Annotated in this window: 24 protein-coding genes; 17 read left to right on the top strand and 7 right to left on the bottom strand. The window is 66.9% G+C overall.

What is annotated here, in order from left to right; translation table 11 throughout:
* Nucleotides 1-216: 216 nt before the first annotated feature.
* Nucleotides 217-1,968, top strand: coding sequence for a 2-succinyl-5-enolpyruvyl-6-hydroxy-3-cyclohexene-1-carboxylic-acid synthase (gene menD / locus J2T23_RS15880; RefSeq protein ID WP_307361495.1), 1,752 nt, complete (start codon nt 217-219; stop codon nt 1,966-1,968).
* 99 nt (nt 1,969-2,067) lie between these two features.
* Here the strand turns inward: menD and J2T23_RS15875 are convergent, their stop codons facing one another.
* The 4 genes from J2T23_RS15875 to J2T23_RS15860 form a co-directional block, all read right to left on the bottom strand.
* A complete protein-coding gene (locus J2T23_RS15875; RefSeq protein WP_141182203.1) occupies nt 2,068-2,844 on the bottom strand; it encodes an amino acid ABC transporter ATP-binding protein in 777 nt (258 codons plus the stop codon).
* The gene (locus J2T23_RS15870) at nt 2,841-3,800 is read right to left on the bottom strand and encodes an amino acid ABC transporter permease (protein ID WP_141159644.1); all 960 of its coding nucleotides are present in this window, start codon (nt 3,798-3,800) and stop codon (nt 2,841-2,843) included. Before J2T23_RS15870 ends, J2T23_RS15875 begins: the two co-directional genes overlap by 4 nt.
* A gap of 35 nt (nt 3,801-3,835) precedes the next feature.
* Entirely contained in the window at nt 3,836-4,789 is a 954-nt protein-coding gene (locus J2T23_RS15865; RefSeq protein WP_307361483.1) for an ABC transporter substrate-binding protein, read from the bottom strand.
* 188 nt (nt 4,790-4,977) lie between these two features.
* Nucleotides 4,978-6,378 carry an isochorismate synthase gene (locus J2T23_RS15860; protein WP_141182201.1) on the bottom strand — a complete coding sequence of 467 codons (1,401 nt, stop codon included), beginning with the start codon at nt 6,376-6,378 and terminating at the stop codon, nt 4,978-4,980.
* Nucleotides 6,379-6,492: 114 nt separating this feature from the next.
* On the opposite strand from J2T23_RS15860, the gene J2T23_RS15855 reads away from it, so the two are divergent.
* The 4 genes from J2T23_RS15855 to J2T23_RS15840 all read left to right on the top strand — a co-directional run bounded on the left by J2T23_RS15855 (nt 6,493) and on the right by J2T23_RS15840 (nt 10,946).
* On the top strand, nt 6,493-7,269 hold the full coding sequence (locus tag J2T23_RS15855) for a demethylmenaquinone methyltransferase (protein ID WP_246839898.1): 777 nt from the start codon (nt 6,493-6,495) through the stop codon (nt 7,267-7,269).
* Nucleotides 7,270-7,272: 3 nt separating this feature from the next.
* Nucleotides 7,273-8,604: a geranylgeranyl reductase family protein gene (locus J2T23_RS15850; protein ID WP_141182200.1), complete on the top strand. Its 1,332-nt coding sequence runs from the start codon at nt 7,273-7,275 to the stop codon at nt 8,602-8,604.
* Nucleotides 8,601-9,701, top strand: a complete 1,101-nt coding sequence (locus J2T23_RS15845) for a polyprenyl synthetase family protein (RefSeq protein WP_141159649.1) — start codon at nt 8,601-8,603, stop codon at nt 9,699-9,701. The genes J2T23_RS15850 and J2T23_RS15845 overlap by 4 nt, the downstream gene beginning before the upstream one ends.
* A gap of 423 nt (nt 9,702-10,124) precedes the next feature.
* Nucleotides 10,125-10,946: a type IV toxin-antitoxin system AbiEi family antitoxin domain-containing protein gene (locus J2T23_RS15840; protein ID WP_307361480.1), complete on the top strand. Its 822-nt coding sequence runs from the start codon at nt 10,125-10,127 to the stop codon at nt 10,944-10,946.
* A 121-nt stretch (nt 10,947-11,067) separates the two neighbouring features.
* On the opposite strand, the gene J2T23_RS15835 is transcribed toward J2T23_RS15840, so the two are convergent.
* Together J2T23_RS15835 and J2T23_RS15830 are read right to left on the bottom strand one after the other, a co-directional pair.
* Nucleotides 11,068-11,496 carry a hypothetical protein gene (locus J2T23_RS15835; RefSeq protein ID WP_141159651.1) on the bottom strand — a complete coding sequence of 143 codons (429 nt, stop codon included), beginning with the start codon at nt 11,494-11,496 and terminating at the stop codon, nt 11,068-11,070.
* A gap of 51 nt (nt 11,497-11,547) precedes the next feature.
* The gene (locus J2T23_RS15830; protein ID WP_141159652.1) at nt 11,548-12,201 is read right to left on the bottom strand and encodes a trimeric intracellular cation channel family protein; all 654 of its coding nucleotides are present in this window, start codon (nt 12,199-12,201) and stop codon (nt 11,548-11,550) included.
* A 60-nt stretch (nt 12,202-12,261) separates the two neighbouring features.
* Here J2T23_RS15830 and J2T23_RS15825 point away from each other — a divergent pair, with 60 nt between their 5' ends.
* The 5 genes from J2T23_RS15825 to J2T23_RS15805 are packed head-to-tail and all read left to right on the top strand — an operon-like array spanning nt 12,262 to nt 18,006.
* Nucleotides 12,262-13,119 carry a sirohydrochlorin chelatase gene (locus J2T23_RS15825; RefSeq protein ID WP_307361477.1) on the top strand — a complete coding sequence of 286 codons (858 nt, stop codon included), beginning with the start codon at nt 12,262-12,264 and terminating at the stop codon, nt 13,117-13,119.
* A gap of 54 nt (nt 13,120-13,173) precedes the next feature.
* Entirely contained in the window at nt 13,174-14,919 is a 1,746-nt protein-coding gene (locus J2T23_RS15820) for a nitrite/sulfite reductase (protein WP_141182196.1), read from the top strand.
* Nucleotides 14,919-15,647, top strand: a complete 729-nt coding sequence (locus J2T23_RS15815; RefSeq protein WP_142032264.1) for a phosphoadenylyl-sulfate reductase — start codon at nt 14,919-14,921, stop codon at nt 15,645-15,647. The genes J2T23_RS15820 and J2T23_RS15815 overlap by 1 nt, the downstream gene beginning before the upstream one ends.
* The gene (gene cysD / locus J2T23_RS15810; protein ID WP_141182194.1) at nt 15,644-16,588 is read left to right on the top strand and encodes a sulfate adenylyltransferase subunit CysD; all 945 of its coding nucleotides are present in this window, start codon (nt 15,644-15,646) and stop codon (nt 16,586-16,588) included. The genes J2T23_RS15815 and cysD overlap by 4 nt, the downstream gene beginning before the upstream one ends.
* The gene (locus J2T23_RS15805) at nt 16,588-18,006 is read left to right on the top strand and encodes a sulfate adenylyltransferase subunit 1 (protein WP_307361472.1); all 1,419 of its coding nucleotides are present in this window, start codon (nt 16,588-16,590) and stop codon (nt 18,004-18,006) included. Before cysD ends, J2T23_RS15805 begins: the two co-directional genes overlap by 1 nt.
* Nucleotides 18,007-18,084: 78 nt before the next feature.
* Here J2T23_RS15805 and J2T23_RS15800 read toward each other — a convergent pair whose 3' ends face one another.
* A complete protein-coding gene (locus J2T23_RS15800; protein WP_307361467.1) occupies nt 18,085-18,534 on the bottom strand; it encodes an SRPBCC family protein in 450 nt (149 codons plus the stop codon).
* Nucleotides 18,535-18,604: 70 nt separating this feature from the next.
* Here J2T23_RS15800 and J2T23_RS15795 point away from each other — a divergent pair, with 70 nt between their 5' ends.
* From J2T23_RS15795 to J2T23_RS15765, 7 genes are all read left to right on the top strand, one after another.
* Nucleotides 18,605-19,771: an RtcB family protein gene (locus J2T23_RS15795; protein ID WP_307361464.1), complete on the top strand. Its 1,167-nt coding sequence runs from the start codon at nt 18,605-18,607 to the stop codon at nt 19,769-19,771.
* Nucleotides 19,772-19,901: 130 nt separating this feature from the next.
* Nucleotides 19,902-21,029: an ABC transporter substrate-binding protein gene (locus J2T23_RS15790; RefSeq protein ID WP_307361492.1), complete on the top strand. Its 1,128-nt coding sequence runs from the start codon at nt 19,902-19,904 to the stop codon at nt 21,027-21,029.
* Between the two features lie 26 nt (nt 21,030-21,055).
* Nucleotides 21,056-21,781 (top strand): ABC transporter ATP-binding protein, encoded by a 726-nt coding sequence (locus tag J2T23_RS15785; protein WP_175316208.1) that lies wholly within the window; start codon nt 21,056-21,058, stop codon nt 21,779-21,781.
* Nucleotides 21,771-22,727: an ABC transporter permease gene (locus tag J2T23_RS15780; protein ID WP_307361461.1), complete on the top strand. Its 957-nt coding sequence runs from the start codon at nt 21,771-21,773 to the stop codon at nt 22,725-22,727. The genes J2T23_RS15785 and J2T23_RS15780 overlap by 11 nt, the downstream gene beginning before the upstream one ends.
* Before the next feature lie 91 nt (nt 22,728-22,818).
* The gene (locus tag J2T23_RS15775) at nt 22,819-23,265 is read left to right on the top strand and encodes an SRPBCC family protein (protein WP_307361459.1); all 447 of its coding nucleotides are present in this window, start codon (nt 22,819-22,821) and stop codon (nt 23,263-23,265) included.
* 88 nt (nt 23,266-23,353) lie between these two features.
* Nucleotides 23,354-24,616 carry a uroporphyrinogen-III C-methyltransferase gene (cobA, locus tag J2T23_RS15770; protein WP_307361457.1) on the top strand — a complete coding sequence of 421 codons (1,263 nt, stop codon included), beginning with the start codon at nt 23,354-23,356 and terminating at the stop codon, nt 24,614-24,616.
* Between the two features lie 87 nt (nt 24,617-24,703).
* Entirely contained in the window at nt 24,704-26,170 is a 1,467-nt protein-coding gene (locus J2T23_RS15765; protein ID WP_307361455.1) for an FAD-dependent oxidoreductase, read from the top strand.
* Nucleotides 26,171-26,180: the final 10 nt, after the last annotated feature.

The following is a 26,180-nucleotide window of genomic DNA, read 5'->3' as shown; positions in this document are numbered from 1 at the left end:
GTGAATTTACGTCGTGTCGTGCTCACAAGAACACCTTCCCGCAGAATCCCAGGATCCCGCTACTTCAGGTGTCCACCAACAGAGGCTAACCCCACTATGAAGGCAGGAGGTGATGGGGCGTGTGGTGGATTAGGGCAGGAGGTGATGGGGCGTGTGGTGGCTTGGGGCAGGAGGTGATGGGGCGTTGGAGGGTGGCAGACTGGTTTGGTGACTTCGTTGAACGAACCAGCCCCGGACACCCCTGGGCTGGGCAGCCCTGACGCCCCCGACGCTGAGCTAAGCGCGCTCGCTGCGGCGAGGATCGCCGTCGACGTCCTGCTCGACGGCGGCGTGCGGCACGTGGTGGTATCGCCGGGTTCGCGGTCGGCCCCCATGGCATACGCCCTCGCCGAAGCCTCTGCCGCGGGCCGGGTGGACCTGCTGGTCCGGATCGATGAGCGCTCGGCAGGCTTCACCGCACTTGGCCTGGCCCTGTCCAGCGGCTCACCCGCGGCCGTCCTCACCACGTCCGGGACCGCCGTCGGAAACCTGATGCCCGCCGTGATGGAAGCCAACCACGCCGCCGTCCCGCTGATTGTCCTGTCGGCAGACCGGCCGGATGAGCTCCGCGGAACCGGAGCCAACCAGACCACCGTGCAGCCGGACCTCTTTGGCGAGCACGTCCGGTTCGCCGCCGACGTTCCGGCCGGCAGCAACCCCAAGCGGGCCATCCAGACCGGACTCTCAGCGGCAACCGGCGCATTCCCGGACTTTCCGCCGGGCCCGGTCCAGCTCAACCTCGCGTTCCGCGACCCGCTGGTTCCCGCCCCGGACGAGGGGCTGCCCGGGGCCGTTGAGCGGCAGCGCTACCGGGTAGGATCCGAGCCGCTGGTCATGAACCTGCCGCCGGCCCCGGACACCCTGCCGGAGCGGCGAACGGTGGTGCTCGCAGGGCACGACGCCGGTCCGGTTGCCGAAGCATTCGCCCGTGCCCACAACCTGCCGCTGCTCGCCGAGCCCTCCTCCAACTCCCGCTTTGGGCCCAACGCCGTAGGCCCGTACCGGCTGCTGCTGGAACATTTCCGGGCCGGTTCCGCGCAGCCTATCGAGCGCGTGGTGCTGTTCGGCCGGCCCACGCTGTCCCGTCCCGTGGCGGCGCTGCTGGCCAGTGCCGACGTCGAATGCGCCCTGTACCAGCCCGTCCCGGTGGCCTGGTACGAGCCGGGACGGCGCACCGAGCTCCCACTGGAGAACCTCGCGGACCTCGCCGGGTTCGCCGGCCGCGGTGCCTCCGATTGGCTGGACACGTGGCTCCTGGCTGGATCGGCCGCGCAGCACGCGCTGGACCGGGTGGTGTCAACGGAGGCCGCCGCCACCGGGCCGTCCGTCGCCGCGCTGGTCTGGAAGCATTCACGCGGCCAGCTGCTGCTCGGTTCCTCCAACGGCATCCGCGACGTTGACCTCGCCGGACTTCCCGGCGCGGATCCGGCCGCCACCGTGTACGCCAACCGGGGCCTAGCAGGCATCGACGGCACCATCTCCACCGCCACGGGCATCGCCCTCGGCGGACGGCAGCAGACCACCGTCCTGCTGGGCGACGTGACCTTCCTGCACGACGTGGGCGGGCTCCTCCTCGGCGCCGGTGAAGAACAGCCGGACCTGCGGATCGTGGTCCTGAACGATTCCGGCGGCGCCATCTTCAGCCTGCTCGAGCACGGGGGAGTGGAGGAGGGCGGCCTCTATGGAGACGCCGTAGAGCGCCTCTTCGGCACCCCGCACTCCGTGGACATCGCGGCACTCGCCGCAGCGTACGGCGTCGGGCATTCCCTGGTGAGTACGACGGCGGGACTCGCCGAGGCGCTGGACCGGCCAGTACAGGGGCGCAGCATCGTGGAGGTCCGCACGGACCGCCGGGCGCTGCGGGAGCTCCACGTCCGGATCAAGGAAGCAGTCTCCGCCGCCGTTGAGGCTGTGCTGGCGGGGCAGTAGCTTTCGACGCGCACAATCCGCTATGGCACGGAAATGCCCTGTCGCTGCCGGAATACCGGTAGCGACAGGGCATTTGCGCGTCGGAAGTGAGGAACTGAGTCAGAGCACGCGGCCCAGGAACTCCTTGGTGCGCGCGTGCTGCGGGTTGGCGATGATCTCGCGGGGATCGCCCGATTCCACCACCACACCGCCGTCCATGAAGGTCAGCGTGTCGCCCACCTCGCGGGCGAAGCCGATCTCGTGGGTCACCACGATCATGGTCATGCCGGACTTGGCCAGGTCCTTCATCACGTTCAGGACATCGCCCACCAGCTCCGGGTCCAGCGCCGAGGTGGGCTCGTCGAACAACATGAGTTCCGGGTCCATGGCCAGGGCCCGGGCGATGGCAACGCGCTGCTGCTGGCCGCCCGAGAGCTGCGACGGGTAGTGGCCTGAGCGGTCCGCCAGCCCCACCCGGTCCAGCAGCTCAAGCGCACGCTTCTGGGCGGCAGCCTTGGACTGGCCCTTGACATGCACCGGCGCTTCCATGACGTTCTGCAGCGCGGTCTTGTGCGGGAACAGGTTGAACCGCTGGAACACCATGCCGATTTCGCGGCGCTGGGCGGCGATTTCCTTGGTCTTGAGGTCGTGGAGCTTGCCGTTGACCTCACGGTAGCCAATCAGCTGGCCACCTACGGAAATCCGCCCGGCGCTGATGCTCTCAAGGAGGTTCACGCAGCGCAGCATGGTGGACTTGCCGGAACCCGAGGGCCCGATCACCACCGAAACTTCGCCCTGGTTGACGGTCATGTCGATGCCCCGGAGCACATGGTGGTGCCCGTAGTACTTGTGGAGGCCCTCGATCTTGACCAGCGGCTTTTCTGCTGTGACGGTCATCGTGCACTCTCCTCGGGGAAGTCCGTTTCCATCGACCGTCCGCCGTCCTGGCTCAAGGCCACGCGGGCCGACTTGGCCACCGGCTTGCCCGCCGGCGCGAGATTGTCGACGCCCTTGCCGTAGTACGCCTCAATGTAGTGCTGGCCCACCATCAGGATGCTGGTGATCACCAGGTACCAAATGGCGGCCACGATCAGCAACGGAACCGGAAGGTAGGTCCGGTTGGCCAGGGCGTTGGTGGCGAAGGTGAGGTCCAGGGTGAACGGCACGGCCAGGACCAGCGAGGTGGTCTTCAGCATGCCGATGGTTTCGTTGCCCGTGGGCGGAACAATGACGCGCATGGCCTGCGGCAGGATGATCCGCCACATGATCTTTGTCTTGCCCATGCCCAATGCCTCGGCCGCCTCCATTTGGCCGCGGTCAACGGACTTCAGGCCGGCGCGGAAAATTTCCGCGAGGTAGGCCGATTCGTTCAGGCCAAGGCCCAGGATGGCTGCCACGGTGGCGTTGATGACTGCCGCGGTGTCCAGGCTGAAGAGCTCGGGTCCGAACGGCACGCCCGCGCTGATCTTGGGGTACAGAACCGAAATCAGGCCCCACAGCACCAGCTGGGTGTAGACGGGTGTTCCACGGAAGAACCACACCCACACCCAGCTGGACCAGCGGAATACGGGATTGTCGGACTGGCGCATGAACGCTAGCAGGATGGCCAGGACGATGGCCAGGACCATGGAAGTGACCGTCAGCAGAAGCGTCCAGCCCACGCCCTGGACCACCTTGACGTCCAGGATGTAGGTGCCCACCACATCCCAGCGGAAGTTGGGGTTGGTAAACAGGCTCTGCAGGAACAGAACGACCAGCGCCAGGATGATGAAAGCGCTGATCCAGCGGCCCGGGTGACGCACCGGCACCGCCTTGTTCAGTACCGGTGCGTCGTCCTTATGCTGGCCGTCCATGTGCACACCTGACTTGTCGTCGGTAACGCGAAAACTCAAGACTTAACCGCCGGGTTGACCTCGGACTTGGTGATGGCACCTTCGGAGTTGCCCCAGCCGTCCAGGATCTTCTTGTAGGAGCCGTCTTGCATCAGCTTGGTGACGGTCTTCTGGATGACCTCTGCCCAGGCGGTATCGGCCTTAGCCACGGCGATGCCCTGCGGAGCGGAATCGTAGACGTCGCCCAGCTTCTCCAGCTGGCCGTTGGTCTGGGTCAGCGCGTAGCCGATGATGGGGGAGTCCGCAGCCATGGCATCGATGCTGCCGTTCACCAGGCGGGTGGTGACATCGGTCTGGTTCTTCAGGGTGACGATGTCAATGGGCTTCTTGCCGTCAGCAACGCACTTCTTGTTGCGGTCGGAGAGGTCCGGGTCCTCCTGGACGGTGCCGGTCTGCACGCCGATGGACTTGCCGCACACATCGTCCAGGGAGAACTTGCTGGGGTTGCCCTTCTTCACGGCCCAGGCGGTCCCTGCGTTGAAGTAGCTGACCATGTTCACTGCGCCCAGGCGCTCCGGGTTGATGGTGAACGATGAGATGCCCAGATCGTACTTGGGGCCGAGGGCCGGAAGGATGCCGGTGAATTCCGCGGTCTGGACCTGGACCTTGAGGCCGAGGGTGGCGCCGATGGCCTTGGCGATGTCCACGTCGTAGCCGACTGGTGTCTGGCCGTCCGAACCGAGGAATTCGGCCGGGGCGTAGCTGGTGTCGGAGCCAACCGTGATGGTGCCCTTGGACTTGATGGCGTCCGGGACCATGGCGGCCAGGGCGTCGTCCTTCTTGACGGTGGCGGGATCAAAGCTGGCGCTGGCGCTGCCCGAGGAGGTGGCCGCGCTGGAGGGACCCGTTTCCGAGGCGTTGGTGCATGCTGAGAGGGCCAGGGCGCTGATGGCGATCATAGTGGCGGCGGTCAGCTTGGAGGTGCCCAGGAGGGTACGGGGAGTCTGCATTTCTTACCTTTTGTTGCAGGGGCTATGAGGTACTAACGCGGCTTATAGTGTAACGCTCAACAAGAGAGGTACGTCACACGCAACTAAGTTTCACTATTGGATAACTGTAGCGGTGACAAAATCAAGCCTTCCAGGGCAGGAGTCGTCTGTCATCCCAGACTCCCTGTCCGCTCGGGGGCGGAAGAACGTCAGCTGCCGATGCCCAGGGACTCCAGCATCGGCCGGAACTTGGCCCACGTCTCGGCCAGTTCGGCCTCCGGCTGCGAGCCATCTACGATCCCGCAGCCGGCATACAGCCGCACGGTTTCGGGGGATTCGATGACCGCGCCGCGCAGGGCGATGCCCCACTCGCCGTTGCCGGCCGCATCCAGCCAGCCCACCGGACCGGCGTAAGGCCCGCGGTCCAGGTGCTCCAGCTTGCGGATCAGTTCCCCGGCAACCAGCGTGGGGGTCCCGCAGACAGCAGCGGTGGGGTGCAGCGCATTGATCAGGGCCAGGCAGGTGGGCACATGGCCTTCCACCTCGGTGAGTTCGGCCTTCACGTCGGAGGCCAGGTGCCAGACGTTGGGCAGCTCCAGGATGAAGGGTTCGTCGTGGGCGTTCATCGCCTCGGAGAATGGCGCCAGCTGCCTGGTCAGCGACTGGATGGCGATCTCATGCTCATGCCGTTGCTTTTCGGAACCAGCCAGGACGCGTGTGGCGTAGTCCATCGGCGGGCCGTCCTCGCCGTGCGCGTCGCGGCGGTCCAGGGTGCCCGCCAGCACGCGGGCCTGGGCAGTGCGTCCCTCCACCTGGATCAGCATCTCGGGTGTGGCCCCCACCAGGCCGTCCACGCCATAGGTCCAGCATTCGCGGTACCTGGCGGCGAGCTCGCGCAGTACATCGGCGGCATGTACGCCGGAAGGAATAGTTGCCACGACGTCCCGGGCCAGCACCAGCTTTTCCAGGGCGCCTGTGCGGATTTCGGCAACACCGGCGGCCACGGCCTCCATCCAGGCTTCCTCGCTAAGGGAACCCGTGTGCAGCGTTGCGCCGGCCGCCAGCGGGAGCGGGCGCACGACGGCGCCGCCCACCTGGCCGGGCACGCCACCAATCGAAGCGTCCCCGGCTGAGTCTCCTGCCGGCGTCGTGCCTTCCGTCGCCGGCGCAGCGGGCGGACCGCCGCCCAGCCAGCGGTCCAGCGCGGCGAGGGCTGTCTCTTCGGTGAGCGGGCCGCCGTCGAACGTCAACTGGGTAAGCCATGCCTGGTTGTCCCGCACGCCCACCACGATCTCCGGCACGATCAGCCGGGACTCGTGGGCCGAGGTCTTGGAGAAAGCGAAAGAGCCGAAAGCGACGGGTCCCGTGCCTGGCAACTCGACGGCGTCCGACACCTCGGCCTCCAGGACCAGGTGCCGCCACCAGATGTCCGCTTCAAGGAACCGGTCCGGCCCGGTGGCAGTGAAGCGCGCAGTCTCGCCGAAGCCTGCCAGCCCGGCTTCCCGGCGGGTCCAGCACAGGACATCGTCCCTGACCAGAAACGACGGCAGTCCCCCGGGGAATGCTTTGCCATCCAGGGGGACTGTCAGGGTGCGGAACGTGCTCGTCATGATGAGACAACACTACTCCCGCGTAAGCCGCGGCCTTTCCGGCGCCGGGACACCCTCCGGAGGAGCGCGGCGGGGCTGGTCAGCACCGTCAGGAACATTTGAGACAATGTCATGGTGAACCGAGCATCCTTGGATAAGCGTCCGGACGAAGTAGCCACGATGTTTGACGACGTCGCCCCGAAGTACGACGTCGTCAACGATGTCCTCTCCATGGGACAGACCCGCCGCTGGCGGAAGATCGTGGTGGACGCGATGGAAGTCTCCAAGGGCCAGCGGGTCCTGGACCTCGCGGCCGGAACCGGTACCTCCAGCGAACCGTATGCCGACGCCGGAATAGACGTAGTGGCCTGCGATTTCTCCCTGGGCATGCTCAAGGTGGGCAAGCGCCGCCGCCCGGACATCGACTTCATTGCCGGTGACGCCACCAACCTGCCGTTCGCCGACAACACCTTCGACGCCACCACCATCTCCTTCGGGCTGCGGAACGTGAACGAACCGAAGAAGGCGCTGGCCGAGATGCTGCGCGTCACCAAGCCCGGCGGCCGCCTGGTCATCGCCGAGTTCTCCCAGCCGGTGGTTCCGCTGTGGCGCACCATGTACACCGAATACCTGATGCGCGCCCTGCCGGCCATCGCCGTCAAGGTCGCCTCCAACCCGGACGCCTACGTCTACCTTGCCGAATCCATCCGCGCCTGGCCGGACCAGGACCATCTGGCCGCATGGCTGCAGGAATGCGGCTGGGAAAAGGTCACCTACCGCAACCTCACCGGCGGCATCGTGGCGGTGCACCGCGCGTTCAAGCCGGCCAATTCCTCGCCCGACGGCGCTGCTGCCGCCATCGCCGCGCACAAGGGCCCGGTGGCCAAGCTGCGCCGCAACACCGTCCGCTGACCTGTGAAGGTACTGATTGTCGGCGCGGGTCCGGCCGGATCCACCGCCGCGTACTACCTTGCCAAGGCCGGCCTTGACGTCACGGTCCTGGAAAAGACGGCGTTTCCGCGGGAGAAGGTTTGTGGTGACGGGCTGACGCCCCGCGCCGTCCGCGAGATCCAGAAGCTCGGCCTGCCGCACCCGGAGAACGACGGTTGGCGCCGGAACAAGGGGCTGCGCCTGATCGCCGGCGGCCGTACCATCGAGCTGCCCTGGCCCGAGGTGTCCGACTTCCCGCAGTACGGCCTGATCCGGACCCGGCTTGGCTTTGACGAGGAACTGGCCCGGCATGCAGAGTCCGTGGGGGCAAGGCTGCTGGAGCGGCACAGCGTCACCGAGGCACTGCGCTCCGAGGACGGCCGCGTGACCGGTGTCCGCGCAGCGCTCCTGGACGAGTCCGGGCGCAAGACGGGGGAGACGCGCGAGTTCACTGCCGACGTCGTCCTCGCCGCCGACGGAAACTCCACCCGCACCGCCGTCTCCCTGGGCATCCAAAAGCGCGACGATCGCCCGCTGGGCGTTGCCGTGCGCACCTATTTCACCTCCCCGCGTACCGATGATGACTGGATGGAGGGCTGGCTGGAACTCCCCGGCCGCGACGGAAAACTGCTCCCCGGCTACGGCTGGGTATTCGGCGTCGGCGACGGCACCTCCAATGTTGGCCTGGGCATCCTGAACTCCTCCAAGGAATTCGGCAAGCTCGACTACAAGCAGGTCCTGCGCGAATGGACCGCCGGGATGCCTGCAGACTGGGGCTTCACCCCGGAGAACCAGGTGGGCGAAATCCGCGGCGCGGCCCTGCCCATGGGCTTCAACCGCACCCCGCACTACTCGCCGGGACTCCTGCTCCTGGGCGACGCCGGCGGCATGGTGTCCCCGTTCAACGGCGAGGGCATTTCCTACGCCATGGAGTCCGCCCGGTTCGCCGCCGAGTTCATCATCGACGCCTCTTCACGCACGGCTGCTTCGGGCGGAACGTACGACGCCGATGCGCACCTTTCGCGGTACGCGGACTACGTGCGCGGCCAGTGGGGCTCGCACTTCACCCTCGGCAGGGCCTTCGCCGCGCTGATCGGAAAGCCCGCCGTCATGAAGCTCGCCCTCCGGACCGGCATGCCTGTTCCGGTGCTGATGCGGTTCGTGGTCCGGCTGCTTGCCAACCTCACGGACCCCTCCGCGAAGGGCTTCGAGGACCGGGTGATCCGCGTCCTGGAATCACTGGTTCCGGCCACATCCAATACCCCGTCAGCTCCGAACCAGCGGTATCCGCAACAAAAAGTTAGGGTTAACCCGTGACCAACTCCGCAGACCACAGCTGGACGCACGCCGGGCACGGCCTGCCGGACTCAGAACCCAGCCTCAACACCACCGCCATCGCCACGGGCCTCCAGCTGCCTGCAGGCTTTGCGGCCATCGCGGGGGACGCCGAGCTGGGCCCGGCCATCACCAACAACCTCGCCAAGGTGGAGAAGAAGCTCCGCGAAGCCATCGCCAACTCAGACCCGCTGGCCGACGCGACGTCGCGGCACCTGGTGGAAGCCGGCGGCAAGCGGATCCGGCCCCTGCTGACCCTGCTCTGTGCCCACCTCGGCGACGCATCGCTGCCCGCCGTGGTCCAGGCCGCCGTCGTGGTTGAGCTGACGCACCTGGCCACCCTGTACCACGACGACGTCATGGATTCCGCCCCCTTCCGCCGCGGCGCGCCCACGGCGCACGAGGTGTGGGGCAACTCGGTGGCGGTCCTCACCGGCGACCTGATCTTCGCGCGGGCATCCATCCTGGTGTCCGAGCTCGGAGGCCGCGCGCTGGGCATCCAGGCCCGCACGTTCGAGCGGCTGTGCCTGGGCCAGCTGCACGAGACCGTGGGCCCCCGGCCCGACGAGGATCCGGTGGAGCATTACCTGTCCGTTATCGCGGACAAGACCGGCTCGCTGGTGGCTGCGTCCGGCCAGTTCGGTGCCATTTTCTCCGGCGCCGACGAGGCATACGAGGACGTGCTGGTGGAGTACGGCGAGAAGGTGGGCGTTGCCTTCCAGCTCGCGGATGACGTCATTGACGTGACGGGCGTCAAGGTCAAGTCCGGCAAGTCTCCGGGAACCGACCTGCGCGAAGGGGTACCCACCCTGCCGGTGCTGCTCCTCCGCAAGGCTGCCACTGATGGTGACCAGTCCGCCGTCGACCTTCTGAAGCTGATTGACGGCGACCTGTCCTCGGACGAGGCCCTTGCCGCCGCCGTGGCAGGGCTGCGGGAGCACCCTGTTACCGCGGAGTCCTGGGTGGTGGCACGGCAGTGGGCCAAGGAAGCCATCGAAGCCCTTGCTCCGCTGCCCGAGGGCGTGGTCAAGGAGTCGCTGTCCAACTTCGCGCTGGCCGTGGTGGACCGCGCCAGCTGATTACTGTTCGTTAGGAGCCCGGTACCTCTGGATGATCCAGCCGCGAGGTGCCGGGCTTCTTCGTGTGCCGGCCCGGCCGTGGCAGCAGGGCTTAACGGGATAGCCCCGGTCCGCAACAACCGAAGCTGCTGTGAACCGGGGCTATCTCTCCGTTCGCATCAGACCCGCCGGAGGCGTTTAGCGGATCCGTGAATAGCTTATGACAGGTTTGTCACAATACGCAAGTCCTGTGTAACTGCATCTGTCAAAAAGTTTTGCCGCTGAGTTTGCCCGCGTTTCAGCGGCGGAGGTAGACCGGCATCGGCATGTTGCGGCGGCGCGCCCCGTGGGTTCCTCGAACCCGGGGAATCCCGGCCGCGGTCGTTATGCACATGGCCCGCCTCGTGCCTTCTGGCGGAAGCGACAATCCGCTGTGCTGGCTGCATGGACCTGCGCCGATTTTTGGAGAATGCCGGCTCTGTGGCCCGCACGCAAACCATCCTGAGAGCTGGATTTTCAGACCGGGAGATCCGCAATGCGGCCGCTTCAGGTGAAGTTTGCCGTCTTCGGCATGGCGTGTTGGCCCTGCCGGGCGCACCCTCCGACCTTGTTGCTGCAGTCCTTGGTAATGGACTGCTGACCTGCGCGTCGGGCGCTACCCGCCATGGGCTCTGGTTGCTGCACCAGCCGGATCAAGTCCACCTGTTATGCCGGCACGGCGGACCACAGAACACTGTAGTGCACCGCGAATCGCTGGTTCCGCACAGAACCGCGGAGCCCGTCGCAAGCATCACGGACATACTCATTCACGGGTTGCGCTGCCTGCCGGAGGTCGAAGCGGCGGTAATGGTGGAGAGTGCGGTGCGGCAGGGCGTGACTACGTTGCCCTACTTGCGCCAGCGCCTGCCCGGAAACCGGAACGGAGCTGCCCGGAAGGTGCTGGATCTGGTTGACGGCACGGCTGACTCGGCTATTGAGGTTGTGGCCCGCCTCCTCTTTCGTGCTGCAGGAATTTACACCCAGACCCAGGTCGACTTGCCAGGGATCGGCTTCGTGGATTTCCTCCTCGAGGGATTCCTGATCGTGGAGATCGACGGCCGCAGCCACCTGGAGCCGCGGCAAGTCAAGAAGGACCGCTTGCGGAATAACGCCAGTATCCTCACTGGCTATGCCGTCCTGCGGTACGGATATGCCGACGTCGTCTACAACCCCGAAAAAGTGGTTGCCGAGGTTTGGCAGGTGCTTAGGGGCAGGGTAATCCGCTGAAATTCCCCGGCTTTCAATCGCAAAGCCGGGGACTCGCGGGCAGAACCGGGGAACACGCCGTCGACACCCTGCAAAGGTGGGGAAATTCAGCGAGGCCTCTCAGCCCAGGGGCGGGGGGGGTTTACTCTTCCTCTTCGTCCTCGAACGCCCACTCGAACATGTCGAAGACGAACTCGGAGAAGGTGCCTTCCTCGGACTTCCACTGGCCGCGGGCGTTATTGCGGCGGTACACGATGGGGTCCGGGATGCTGAGGTCGCCTACGCGGAAGCCCCAGGTGAACGCTTCCTCTTCGTCCTCGAGGAACATGAGGAAGCCTTCGTCGTCGACCTCGAGCTCTTCGGGGTCCCAGAAGTAGTGGTAGGCCTCCATCAGGTCCTCGCAGCCGCCAAGGGCCAGGTAAAACTCCCGCAGGACCAGGGGGATCTCAAACTGGTGGTCGGCCAGGGCCTTGTCCAGCTCCTCGGGAGTCAGGCCGTCGGCTTCCTGCCATTCATCCTCGAGGTACTTCGGAACAAGCGCACGGAACTTCTCGAGGAACATGTCAGTCATGCTCATATCCTAGCCAATCCAAGGGCTCCCAAAATGACATGGAAACCAACGTCACAGCCCCGAATCGGTTGGCCGGCGGTGCCACCCGCGAACCGCCAGGGGCGCCTGCCAGGAGCGCCGCCAGGCCAGGACGCGGAACGTGAAAACCAATGCCGCGATGCCGGCGGCGGTCAGGACGTTGAACACGCCCAGCACCCACAGCACGGCAGTGCATGAGGCACCCACAAACGCGGGCAACGCGTAGATGTCCTTGGGGTTGAAAAGCTCCGGAACCTCATTGGCGGTGATGTCGCGGAGCAAACCGCCGCCCACGGCCGTCGTCACCCCGAGCAGAACCGAAGCTACCGGGTTGAGGCCGGTGGCGAGGGCCTTGACCGTTCCTGTCATGCAGAAGAGTGCCAGGCCGGCAGCGTCGAACAGCGTCAGCAGCGACGTGTAGCGCTGGACGCTGGAGAACAGGAAATACACCAATGCCATGGCCAGCAACGGCGGCGCGAGGTACGCCGGGTTGGTGAACGCAGCCGGAACAATACCCAGGACGATGTCGCGGATCACGCCGCCGCCCAGGCCCACCAGGGAGGCCAGCAGCAGTGACCCCACGATGTCGATCTGCTTCCGTGCCGCCAGCAGTGAGCCCGAAACGGCAAAGAAGAACACGCCCAGCAGATCCAGCCATACCGGGGAGTTGTCAAAGGCGAATGTCATGCGGCGTCCTGCTGTTTCAAAGAGGGCGGACAGGGCGGCTCCAACGTTACGCTAGCCCGTATGAACAGCCCCATCATGATCGCGTGTGCCCATGGGACGTCCAACACACAGGGGGCCGCAGAGGTCAACGCCCTGCGTGCCGCCATCGCGGAGCTTCGGCCGGGCCTTGATGTCCGTGAGGCTTATGTCGATGTCCAGCAGCCCGACTTGGTGGACGTGGTGGCGGGGCTGCCGGAGGGCAAGGCTGCGGTGGTGGTGCCGCTGTTGCTGAGCGTCGGGTACCACGTAAAAGTCGACATTGCGCGTGCGGTCAAGAGCCGCCCAGGCAGTGCCGCAGCGGCCCCGCTGGGGCCGGACCCGCGCCTCGCCGCCCTGCTGGACCAGCGGCTGCGCGAGGCCGGCACCACCGACAATGACGTCGTGGTCCTGGCTGCCGCGGGCTCGTCGAATCCCAATGCCGCGGTCAGCGTCGAGGAACTGCTGGGCCAGCTGCGGCAGCTCCGGTCCAACCGGATGGTGGCCGCCTATGGTGCCTCGGCCCAGCCTTCAGTGCCCGACGCCGTTGCGATGCTCCGCGAGGAACTCGCCGGGGGTGCCGGCGCGGGGGATTCCGCGGGGGCTGTCGACGTCGGCGGCCGGGTGGTGATTGCCTCCTACCTCCTGGCGCCGGGCTTCTTCCACGACCAGCTGGCCAAGGCAGGTGCCGACGTCGTGACCGAACCCCTGCTGCCTTCCCCGACGCTCGCGGAGATAGCGCTGGACAGGTACGACGCCGCCGTCGCCACGATGGGCGAAACGCCCGGGGAGACACCCGCAGCGGCCCCGGGTGAAGAGCCAAATGAGGCTTCCGCCGATGCACAGCGAAGTGGGTTCTTCAAGGTGCTCCGGCGTTTCGTGACGAAATATTTCCCTAGGTGACTTAGCGTTTCCGGGCCTTTGTGACGCTATTCGGGGGCGCCCTACAGTCGTTGCATGACTGATACAGCTCTAGCCGGAGCGTCCGCGGACTCCGCTGCCACCAAGCGCACCGCCCGCCCGTCCCGACCCGCTGCGAAGCCGCACGGGCAGTGGAAAGTGGACGGCAAGACGCCCCTGAATGCCAACGAAACCTGGAAGCAGGAAGACGACGGCCTGAACGTCCGCGAGCGTATTGAGTCCATCTATGCCAAGGAAGGCTTCGACGCCATCCCCAGCCAGGACCTTCACGGCCGCTTCCGCTGGTGGGGCCTGTATACCCAGCGCAAGCAGGGGATCGATGGCGGCAAGACCGCCACCCTGGAGCCGCACGAGCTCGAAGACAAATACTTCATGCTCCGCGTAAGGATCGACGGCGGTGCGCTCACCACCGAGCAGCTGCGCGTCATCGGCCAGATCTCCGTGGACTTCGCCCGGGACTCCGCCGACCTCACCGACCGCCAGAACATCCAGCTGCACTGGATCCGGGTGGAGGACATCCCGGAGATCTGGAACCGCCTGGAAGGTGTTGGCCTGTCCACCACGGAGGCCTGCGGCGACGTGCCCCGCGTCATCCTGGGCTCGCCCGTGGCCGGCATCGCCAAGGACGAGATCATCGACCCCACCCCGCTCATCGCCGAGCTGGGGGAGCGGTTCATCGGCAACCCGCTGCTGTCCAACCTGCCGCGCAAGTACAAGACCGCCATCACCGGCCACCCCAGCCAGGACGTGGTCCATGAGATCAACGACTGCGCGTTCGTGGGTATTGAACACCCGGAACTCGGCGCCGGTTACGACCTCTGGGTGGGCGGCGCGCTGTCCACCAACCCGATGCTGGGCAAGCGGCTGGGCGCCTTCGTCCAGCCGGACCAGGCCGCGGACGTCTGGCTGGGCGTCACCAGCATCTTCCGTGACTACGGCTACCGGCGCATGCGCACCAAGGCGCGCCTGAAGTTCCTGCTGGCCGACTGGGGTCCGGAGAAGTTCCGCCAGATCCTCGAGGACGAATACCTCGGCTACAAGCTGGCCGACGGCCCCGCCGCTCCCAAGCCATCCACCCCCGGCGACCACGTGGGCGTGCACGAGCAGAAGGACGGCAAGTTCTTCATCGGCGCCACGCCGCTGGCGGGCCGGCTGTCAGGCTCGGCGCTGGTCAAGCTCGCCGATACCCTTGAGGCCCGCGGCTCCTACCGGCTGCGCACCACCCCGCACCAGAAGCTCGTGGTCCTGGACGTCGACAAGGACCAGGTGGAGCCGCTGATCGCCGAGTTGGACGCCCTGGGCCTGTCCGCCCGCCCGTCCGTGTTCCGCCGCGGCACCATCGCCTGCACCGGTATCGAGTACTGCAAGCTGGCTATCGTCGAGACCAAGTACACGGCCGCCACCGCCGTCGCCGAACTCGAGCGCCGCCTGGCCGACCTCGCCGGCTCGGGCCAGTTGCCCGCCGCGCTGTCGCTGCACATCAACGGCTGCCCCAACTCCTGCGCCCGCATCCAGACCGCGGACATCGGCCTCAAGGGCATGATGCTGCCAACGCCCGACGGCGACCCCTCCCCGGGTTTCCAGGTCCACCTGGGCGGCGGGCTGGCCAACAACGACCGCGAGGAAGCCGGCCTGGGCCGCACTGTCCGCGGACTGAAGGTGTACGTGGACGACCTGCCCGATTACGTGGAGCGGGTGGTCCGCCGGTTCGTGGCCGACCGCGCCGAAGGCCAGACCTTCGCCGAATGGGCCCACGCAGCAGACGAGGAGGCACTGCAGTAATGGCAAAACACCTGGCACCCGCCCCCGCCAAGCGTCCCGTGGAGGAGCTCAAGGCCCTTGCTGAAGCCGGCGCGGCTGAGCTCGGCTGGGACGCACCCGCCCGCGACGTGATCGCCTGGGTGGAGCGCAACTTCGACCTGCCCGCGGTCGCCGTCGCCTGTTCCATGGCCGACGCCGTCCTGCCGGCACTCGTCGCGGACCAGATGCCCGGCGTCGACGTCCTGTTCCTGGAGACCGGCTACCACTTCCCGGAAACCTACGCCACGCGCGACGAAGTGGCAGCGAACCTCCGCGTCAACGTGGTGGACGTCCTCCCCGAGAACACCGTGGAACAGCAGGACCGGCTCCTCGGCAAGGACCTCTTTGCCCGTGACGCCGCCCAGTGCTGCGCCCTCCGCAAAGTGGCTCCGCTGCAGCGCACCCTGGCCGGCTACGAACTCTGGTTCACCGGTGTCCGCCGCGACGAAGCCCCCACCCGCACCAACACGCCGCTGGTCACTTGGGACGAGAAGAACGGCCTGGTCAAGGTCAACCCCATGGCTGCCTGGACGTTCGACCAGCTGGTCCAGTACTCGGACGACAACCTTTTGCCCGTCAACCCGCTCCTTTCCCAGGGTTACCCCTCCATTGGCTGCCAGCCCTGCACCCGCAAGGTGGCGCCCGGCGAAGACCCCCGCGCCGGCCGCTGGGCAGGTTCCGACAAGACAGAATGCGGACTTCACGTATGAGCACTTCACTAACCGAGGAGACCCAGGTGACTGACGCCGCCGTATCCACGCGCCTGTCCAGCCTGGACACCCTCGAGTCCGAGGCCATCCACATCATCCGCGAGGTTGTTGCCGAGTTCGAGAAGCCCGCGCTGCTGTTCTCCGGCGGCAAGGACTCCGTGGTGATGCTGCACCTGGCCACCAAGGCCTTCTGGCCGGGCAAGGTACCCTTCCCTGTGCTGCACGTGGACACCGGCCACAACTTCCCCGAGGTCATCGACTTCCGCGACCGCACGGTTGAGCGCCTCGGCCTGAAGCTCGTGGTCGGTTCCGTCCAGGAGTTCATCGACCGCGGCGAGCTGGCAGAGCGCGCCGACGGCACCCGCAACCCGCTGCAGACCGTCCCGCTGCTGGACGCCATCCAGCAGAACAAGTTCGACGCCGTCTTCGGCGGCGGCCGCCGCGACGAGGACAAGGCCCGCGCCAAGGAGCGCATCCTGAGCCTCCGCGACGAGTTCGGCCAGTGGGACCCGCGCAACCAGCGGCCCGAGTTGTGGAACCTCTACAACGGCCGCCACACCGTGGGCCAGCACGTCCGGGCGTTCCCCATCAGCAACTGGACCGAGCTGGACATCTGGCGCTACATCGAGCGCGAAAACATCGAACTGCCAGGCCTGTACTACGCCCACGAGCGCGAGGTCTTCGCCCGCGACGGCATGTGGCGCGCAGTGGGAGAAGTGTCCCAGCCGCGCCCCGATGAGGCCGTCATCACCAAGACCGTCCGCTACCGCACCGTGGGGGACATGTCCTGCACCGGCGCCGTGGAGTCGAACGCGTTCACCGTGTCCGACGTGGTGGTTGAAGTTGCCGCTTCCACCCTGACCGAACGTGGCGCCACCCGCGCAGATGACCGCATCTCCGAGGCCGCCATGGAAGACCGCAAGAAGGACGGGTACTTCTAATGACCACGATTTCGACAGGCTCAATCGCCGAGGGCGGCTCGATCAACGAGGCCCTGCCCACCACACTCTTCCGCTTCGCCACGGCAGGATCGGTCGACGACGGCAAGTCCACTCTGGTGGGCCGCCTCCTCCACGACTCCAAGGCGATCCTCGCTGACCAGCTCGACGCCGTTGCCCGCACCTCAGCCGACCGCGGCTTCGGCGGCGACAAGGGCGGCATCGACCTGGCCCTGCTGACGGACGGCCTGCGCGCCGAGCGTGAGCAGGGCATCACCATCGACGTGGCCTACCGCTACTTCGCCACCGACCAGCGCAGCTTCATCCTGGCCGATTGCCCCGGGCACGTGCAGTACACCAAGAACACGGTGACGGGCGCGTCCACTGCGGATGCCGTCGTCGTCCTCATCGATGCGCGCAAGGGTGTTCTGGAGCAGACCCGCCGGCACCTGTCCGTGCTGCAGCTGCTGCGCGTGGCGCATGTGATCGTGGCCGTGAACAAGATCGACCTGGTGGACTTCAGCGAGTCTGTGTTCCGCGACATCGAGGCCGACGTCCAGCAGGTGGGCCGTGAACTGGGTCTGGGCTCGGACGGCATCAGCGACCTGCTGGTGATCCCCGTGTCCGCGCTGGACGGAGACAATGTGGTGGACCGCTCGGAGCGGACCCCCTGGTACACCGGCCCCGCGCTGCTGGAGGTCCTGGAGACCCTGCCCGCCGCCGATGAACTCGAAAGCCACCTGGAAAGCTTCCGCTTCCCTGTCCAACTGGTCGTCAGGCCGCAGGGCGCGCTGGCTCCCGACGCCGTGGCCGCCGGCCTGGACGTGGAGGCCTACCGCGACTACCGCGCGTACGCCGGCCAGATCACCGAAGGCTCTGTGAAGGTGGGGGACCAGGTTTCCGTGCTGACCCCCGGCCAATCCCCGCGGACCACCACCGTGGTGGGCATCGACTTCGCCGGGAAGTCCCTGGAGGAAGCTGCCGCGCCGCAGTCCGTGGCCATCCGGCTGGCGGACGAGTTCGACGTCGCCCGCGGTGACACCATCGCCGCCGCAGGCACCGTCCGGGAGGCCTCGGCCGACCTGTACGCTGCCCTGTGCTGGCTGTCCCCGAAGCCGCTCCGCGAGGGCCAGAAGGTCCTGGTCAAGCACGGCACCCGCACGGTCCAGGCACTGGTCCGCAGCGTGTCCGGCAAACTGGATTTGGCCACCTTCAACCTTGAAGGTGCCTCCAGCCTTGAGCTCAACGACATCGGGCACGCGCAGCTCCGGCTTGCCGCCCCGCTGCCGCTGGAGAACTACCTGCACCACCGCCGCACCGGCGCGTTCCTGGTGATCGACCCGCTGGACGGCAACACGCTGGCCGCCGGCCTGGTCAAGGACCACCCTGGCGACCACGAGGACGAGCGCTACAGCATCTAGTCCTTCTTCGATTCGCCGGAAACCTGCTGGCTCGCCGTTCCTAAACGGCGAACCCGCAGGTTTCCGGCGAATTGGTGGTTAAAGGCGGATCTGACCGCGTCCCTCCAGGATCGACTTGAGCTTCTGCAGGTCCTTCCGGTTTTCCCGCCGGATGCTTGGCTCCATGACCAGCCCCGCCAGCCGGGAGAAACCCGAGGGGCTCCCGCTGTTGCGCAGCGACATCCGCGTGCCGCCGTCGTCGTCCGTCCAGGTGTAGGTGGTCTGCATGGGAAAGGGGCCCTGGGCTGTCCGCATCACCAGCTTTTCGCCGGGGACGTACTCAACGAACTCGTAGGTGTACTTGAGCTCCCTGCCCAGGAATTTCGCGGTGAAGGCGACCATGGATCCCGTGTCCAGCGATCCTGGACTGAGCCGCTGCGAGCTATGGATGTTCACGTACCACTTCGGCGCGTTGTCCGGGTTGGCTGCATACTCCGCCACTTCTGCGCGCGGCCTGTTGATGACAATCTCGGTCAGGACGTTCACCATGGTTGCGTCTCCTCTGTAGAGTGCGGGAATAGCCTGCAACCACGTTAGCGGCGGCGCCTGGGAGGCGGACATGGAGACCATCAGCCCAAAGCTGCTCAACTGGGCATCCATCCTGGACGACAAGACCCGCGAGCAGGCAGTCATGACCGCAAGCCTGCCCTTCATCTACCCGCACCTGGCGCTGATGCCGGACGCGCACCTGGGCAAGGGCGCCACCGTGGGCTCCGTCATCCCCACGCTGCGAACCATCATCCCGGCAGCAGTGGGCGTTGACATCGGCTGCGGCATGATCGCCGTGCGCACGCAATATTCCGTGCGGGAGCTGCCGAAGGACCGGAAGAGCCTCCGCGAGGCCATTGAGCGGGTCATACCGCTCTCCGCCGGGCATAACAACAAGCAGGTGCTGCCCACGGCTGAGCCCCGGATTGCTGACCTGAAGCAGCGGGCGGCGAAGGCAGGCTTCAACCCGGCCCAGTATGTTGCCAAGTGGGAACTGCAGTTGGGGTCCCTGGGCTCCGGGAACCATTTCATCGAAATCTCCGCGGATGAGGACGACGACGTGTGGCTGTTCCTGCATTCGGGCTCGCGAGGCGTCGGCAACAGGATCGCCCAGCACCACATCCAGGTGGCCCGGCAGGTCAGCCGGAGGCACCAGGTGCACCTGCCGGACCCCGACCTGGCATACCTGGACGAGGGGACACCCCAGTTCGACCGGTACATCGCCGAGCTGCGCTGGGCCCAGCACTTCGCCCTGCTGAACCGGGAGGAAATGATGGACCGCGTGGCCGCGGAGTTCAGTCGTTGGGTGGGCGGGCCGGTCCAGGAACGTGAACGGATCAACTGCCACCACAACTTCACCGAGCAGGAGACGCACTACGGCAAGTCCGTGTGGGTGTCCCGCAAGGGCGCCATCAAAGCCGGCCCCGGCGATCCCGGGCTGATCCCCGGATCCATGGGAACGGCGTCGTACGTCGTGGAAGGCCGGGGCAACCCGGCGTCGTTGAACTCCTCACCACACGGGGCGGGGCGTGAATACTCCCGGAACGCAGCCCGGAAGGCCTTCACCCTGGAGGAGCTGAAGCGGGCAATGAAGGGCATTGAGTTCCGCGCCTCGGAGGCCTTCATTGACGAAATCCCAGCCGCGTACAAGCCGATCGACCAGGTCATGCAGGACGCAGCGGACCTGGTGACGGTGCGGCACACGCTGCGGCAGTTGGTCAACGTCAAGGGCAACTGATTTTGCGAAACCGGGCAGCAGTGCGGCGGAATATGACGCTGGATGAACGTGCGTGACCCCCCGTTTCCGCTTCGTTGAACGGGTCTGGGCCACTCCCTATGGTGAAACAATGACTAGTTCCAAGCCCGGGATGACCCGCATCGTGGCAGGCGAAAGCGCGGTCCCAACGCGCAGGCGCGCCGTCGAGGCTGCCCTGGCCATAGGGCTGGTCCTGCTGATCGCTGTCGGGGCCATCGTTGCCTCCAACATCTCCCGCAACACCGGGGCGCAGGCCGCCGAGCCCGCCCCGGCAGCAGAGCTGAAACTGGGTTACTTCGGCAACGTCACGCACGCACCCGCCCTGGTGGGCGTCAAGAAGGGATTCCTCGCGGATGCCCTGGGCGGCACCAAGCTCAGCACCGAGACCTTCAACGCCGGGCCGGCTGCCATCGAAGCCCTCAACGCCGGTGCCATCGACGCCGCCTACATCGGCCCGAACCCCGCCATCAACTCCTTCGCCAAGAGCCAGGGCCAGTCCGTGCGCGTGATCGCAGGAGCCGCGGCGGGCGGCGCACAATTGGTGGTCAAGCCCGGCATCACCTCCGCGGCTGACCTTCGGGGCAAGACCCTGGCGACGCCGCAGCTGGGCGGGACCCAGGACGTGGCCCTGCGCGCCTGGCTCGCCAAGCAGGGCTATAAGACCAACGTGGACGGCAGCGGCGACGTCGCCATCAACCCCACGGACAACGCCCAGACCCTGAAGCTGTTCCAGGACGGAAAGCTCGACGGCGCGTGGCTGCCTGAGCCGTGGGCCTCGCGTTTGGTGCTCCAGGCCGGAGCCAAGGTGCTGGTGGACGAAAAGGACCTGTGGGACGGCTCTGCCACTGGGAAGCCGGGGGAGTTCCCCACGACCGTCCTGATCGTGAACCAGAAGTTCGCCGCCGACCACCCGGACAACGTCAGGGCGCTGCTGGCCGGGCACGCCAAGTCGGTCGCGTGGCTGAATGCGGCGCCGGCCGACGAGAAGGCCGCGCTGATCAATGAGGCCCTGCGGGAATCGGCCGGGGCGGCTCTGCCGGCTGATGTGCTGAACCGCTCCCTCGCCAACATCACCTTCACCCTCGACCCGCTGGCCGGCAGCTACCCCAAGCTGCTGCAGGACGGCATCGACGCCGGCACCACCAAGAAGGCTGACATCAACGGCCTGTTCGACCTCAGCGCGCTGAACCAGGTCACCGGCGGCGGCACGATTTCCGCGGCCGGCCTCGGCCAGGACTGACCCACCCACTACCAAAGGACGCCACCATGCCAGTCGTACTGGAACACCTGGGCAAGCGCTTCGGCGACGGCGCCCCGGTACTGGACGACGTCAACGCCAACATCAAGCAGGGCGAGTTCGTCGCCCTCCTTGGTGCCTCCGGCTGCGGCAAATCCACCCTCCTGAACATCATCGCGGGACTGGAAGCGCCGACGTCGGGCGCCCTGGAAGTGCCCAGCGACGGCGCCGCCTTCATGTTCCAGGACGCCGCACTGTTTCCCTGGCTGACTGCGCGGGAGAACATCGAACTGGCCCTGAAGCTGCGTGGCGTGGGCAAGGCCGAACGCCGCACCAAGGCCCAGGAACTCCTCGAACTGGTGCACCTGGGCTCCGCCGGGGACAAGCGCCCGCACGAGCTCTCCGGCGGCATGCGCCAGCGCGTGTCCCTGGCCCGCTCCCTGGCCCAGGACCGGCAGCTGCTGCTCATGGATGAGCCGTTCGCCGCGCTCGACGCCATCACGCGCGACCTGCTGCACGACGAGCTGGAACGGATTTGGAAGGAAACCGGGCGCACCATCGTCTTCGTCACCCACAACGTCCGCGAGGCCGTCCGGCTGGGCCAGCGCGTCCTGCTGCTGTCCTCGCGCCCCGGCCGCGTTGTCCAGGAATGGGCCGTCACCGAGGAACACCGAACCGACGCCGGGCTCGCCGGCCAGCTGACCGGGGTCATCACCGCCCGGCTGCGGGAGGAGATTCGCCGCCATGCCAAGTAAGTTCCTGTCCGGCTCCGCGCCGGTGGTTGAGCCTGACGAAACCAAAACCCGCGAGCACGTACATGCCGCCTTGACGCGCACCTCCACCGGCAAAGAGGACCTCCGGGAGCTGGAGTCCGGCCTTGATTCCCTGCAGTCCGACGCCGACCGGACGCACCGGATCGACTGGAGCCGCGTCCTCCTGCCCGTGGCTGCCCTGGTGGTCCTGGTGCTGGCCTGGCAGTTCTACGTCTCGCTGGGCGTCAAGCGCCGCGACCTGGTGCCCGGGCCGCTGGATGTCCTCGGTCAGCTGGGCGTTCTCTGGGGCGACGGCAAGCTGCAGGAGTCCGTCTGGACGTCACTGCAGCGCGGCGTGATCGGGTTCCTGATCTCGGTTGCCATTGCCACTCCCGTCGGTTTGCTGCTGGCCCAGGTGGCGCCGTTGCGGCGCGCTTTCGGCCCCCTCATCTCCGGACTGCAGGTACTGCCCTCCGTGGCGTGGGTTCCCGCAGCCATCATCTGGTTCGGCCTCACCGACGCCACCGTGTATTTCGTGGTGTTCATGGGCGCCATCCCGTCCATCATCAACGGCCTCATCTCCGGCGTGGACCAAATCCCGCCGCAATACCGGCGCGTGGGGACCGTGCTCGGAGCATCCCGGCTGCAGATGGCACTGCAGATTGTCCTACCGGCCGCACTGCCGGGCTACCTCGGCGGCCTGAAGCAGGGCTGGGCCTTCTCCTGGCGCTCCCTCATGGCCGCAGAGATCATCGCGGTGGGCGGCACCATCGGCTTTGGCCTGGGCTCGCTGCTGGACCAGGGCCGGACCCTGTCCGACATGGGCGTGGTCATGGCCGCCATCCTGCTGATCCTCGCGGTCGGCATCCTCATTGAGCTGCTGGTGTTCGGGCCCATCGAGAAGCGGCTCCTGCGCCGCCGGGGCCTGCTGGCCGGCAGCACCCGCTGACCCAACCCCCTCCCAACGCACCCTCAGAGCCCGACGGCGACCTCCCGCCGTCGGGCTCCGCCGTTCCCCGGCGCATGGCAGACTGGGCGCCATGACCGTCAGCTTCGTGTGCCGCACCGAATCCCGGCTTTCCGTGGAGCAGCTCTTTGACCGGGCCCGCAGCATCGACCTGCACCTGGACTCGCAAAAGGACTCGGGGGAGCAGGTCATCGGCGGCGTCACCGAGGGGCTGATCGGAGAAGGCCAGGAAGTCACATGGCGGGCAAAACACTTCGGAGTCCCGCTCACCATGACCAGCAGGGTCACCCGCCTGGACTTCCCCCGCAGCTTCACCGACGAACAGGTCAAGGGGCCGTTCACGTCATTCCTGCACGTCCATGAGTTCGCGCCCACGGCCACAGGCAGCAACATGACGGACATGGTGGAGTTCACCGCCCCGCTGGGAGTCCTGGGCCGCGTCGCCGAGCGCCTCATCCTGGCCCGCTACCTGGAACGGCTGATCCGGGACCGCGGCCGGTTCCTCGCCGGCCGCACCTGAAAAATCCTTTGTGACGCAGCGTTACCTTAAGTGAACTGGTGTTGCTGACCCTTTGTGGGCCACTGTGACGCCGCCCTACCGTTGATCCATGGCAATTCAGGACATTTACCCCACGGCGCTGCGGCTGCTCGGCCGCCCCGTGCTGGTAGTTGGCGGCGGCCCCGTCGCTGCCCGCCGCGCCAAGGGCCTGCTCGACGCCGGTGCCCTGGTCACCGTTGTGGCCCCGGTTGCCTCGCCCGCGCTGCAGGAGTTGGCCGACGCCGGCCTGGTCACCTGGGAAGCGCGGCCCTACCGCTCCAGCGACGTGGACGGCGTGTGGTTCGTCCAGACGGCCACGGGCGCACCCGAAGTGGACGCCCAGGTATCGGCCGACGCCGAGGCACAGCGGGTTTGGTGCGTCAACGCCTCCAACCACGAAGCTTCCGCCGCCTGGACCCCCGCCGTCGCCGTGGTGGACGACGTCAAAATCGCCGTCAACGCCGGGGGAGACCCGCGCCGTGCCATGGCGGTACGGGACGCCGTCGCCACCGCCCTCGAAACCGGGGACCTGCCGCTGCGCCGCCGCCGAGCGCACCGCGGTTCCGTCGCCCTCGTCGGTGGCGGCCCCGGCGATACCGGCCTCATCACCGTCCGTGGCCGCCGGCTCTTGGGCCAGGCCGACGTCGTCGTCGCCGACCGCCTGGGCCCCCGCGAACTCCTGAAGGAACTCGCCCCGGACGTCCGCGTCATCGAGGTGGGCAAGACCCCCGGCCACCACCCCGTGCCGCAGGCGGAGATCAACCGGATCCTCGTGGAGGAAGCACTCAAGGGCCACCGGGTGGTGCGGCTCAAGGGCGGCGACCCGTACGTGCTGGGACGCGGCGGCGAGGAAGCCGAGTACTGCAGGCAGCGCGGCGTCGAGGTCGAGGTGGTCTCCGGCGTTACGTCCGCGATCTCTGTTCCCGCAGCCGCAGGCATTCCCGTCACCCACCGGGGCCTGGCCAAGGGCTTCAGCGTGGTCACCGGCCACGAGGAACTCTCCGAGGTTCCGGCCCGCGCAGACCACACCATTGTCCTGCTGATGGGCGTGGGCCAACTGCGGGAATCCGCGTCCGCGCTGGGCGAAGCCGGCCTGCCGCAGGACACCCCGGTTGGTATCGTGGAAAACGGCTATTTGCCGGACCAGCGCGTCACTATCGGCACGCTCGGTTCCATCGCCGACCAGGCCCAGGCGGCCGGCGTCGCAAATCCTGCCGTGATTGTCATCGGTGACGTGGTGCGCGTGAGCCCGTTCGCGCCGTCGCACTTCAAAACCGCTGACTACAGCACCACCACCCCGAACAGCCCCCGCAAGACCGTCCTCACCACCTGAAACCCATCGATTGTTGCGTACTTGCCGTTATGAGCCTTCAAGTCGGTAAGTACGGAGCAACCGATGCAGAAGAAAAGGAACACAGCCGTGTCATCCAGCACTACCGTAGGATCTGCTGCGCGTCCGCTGCGCGTCGCCGTCGTGGGCTCCGGCCCGGCCGGTGTCTACGCCGCCGACATCCTCACCAAGAGCGAAGCCGTCAAGAGCGGCGAGCTGACCGTCAGCATCGACCTCTTTGACCGCTACCCGGCACCCTACGGCCTGATCCGCTACGGCGTGGCCCCGGACCACCCCCGCATCAAGGGCATCGTCAACGCCCTGCACAAGGTGCTTGACCGCGGCGACATCCGCTTCTTCGGCAACGTGGACTATGGAACGGACCTCACCATTGAGGACCTCCGCAAGCACTACGACGCCGTCATCTTCGCCACCGGCGCCATCAAGGACGCGGACCTGAACATCCCCGGCGTCGAACTGGAAGGCTCCTTCGGCGGCGCCGACTTCGTCTCCTGGTACGACGGCCACCCGGACGTCCCGCGCGAATGGCCGCTGGACGCCAAGGAAATCGCCGTGATCGGCAACGGCAACGTGGCCCTGGACGTGGCCCGCGTCCTGTCCAAGCACGCCGACGACCTGCTGGTCACCGAAATCCCCGACAACGTCTACGCCGGACTGAAGGCATCCCCCGTCACCGACGTGCATGTCTTCGGCCGCCGTGGCCCGGCCCAGGTCAAGTTCACCCCGCTGGAGCTGCGCGAGCTGTCCCACTCCAAGGACGTGGACATCATCCTGTACGCGGAGGACTTCGAGTTCGACGAGGAATCCGACCGCCAGATCCAGACCAACAACCAGACCAAGACCATGGTTGGCACGCTCACCAACTGGATCGCCGAGCAGCCCGAGGACCTCTCCGAGCTCAAGGCTTCCCGCCGCCTGCACCTCCACTTCCTGCACAGCCCGGTTGAGATCTATGACGACGCCGAGACCCCCGGCAAGGTGGCAGGCATCAAGTTCGAGCGGACCGAGCTGGACGGCACGGGCAACGCCCGCGGCACCGGCGAGTACGTGGACTACCCGGTCCAGGCCGTGTACCGCGCCATCGGCTACTTCGGTTCCGCGCTGCCGGACGTTGAGTTCGACCACAAGAAGGGCGTCGTCACGAACGACGGCGGCCGCGTCCTGGATGCGTCCGGCCAGCATGTGCCGGGTCTCTACGCCACCGGCTGGATCAAGCGCGGACCGGTAGGCCTGATCGGACACACCAAGGGTGACGCCCTGGAGACAGTCACGTACCTGCTGGAAGACCGCGAAAACCTTCCTGTTGCAGCGGCACCCGCAGAGGACGCCGTCACCGAACTCCTCGACGCCCGCGGCGTGAAGTTCACCAGCTGGGAAGGCTGGCTGGCACTGGACGCCCACGAGCTGGCCCTCGGCGCTGCGGCGACCGAGGCCGGGGGATCGCACGGCGTGGAGGTTAAGCGTGAGCGCGTCAAGGTGGTGCCGCGCGAGGATATGGTTTCCATTTCCCGTGACGGTGTCGCCGCGCAGGTCTAGGACCCAGCTG

It is taken from the genome of Pseudarthrobacter niigatensis (assembly GCF_030812615.1).
Lineage (GTDB): Bacteria > Actinomycetota > Actinomycetes > Actinomycetales > Micrococcaceae > Arthrobacter > Arthrobacter niigatensis.
This window is presented reverse-complemented; position numbering and strand designations above follow the sequence as displayed.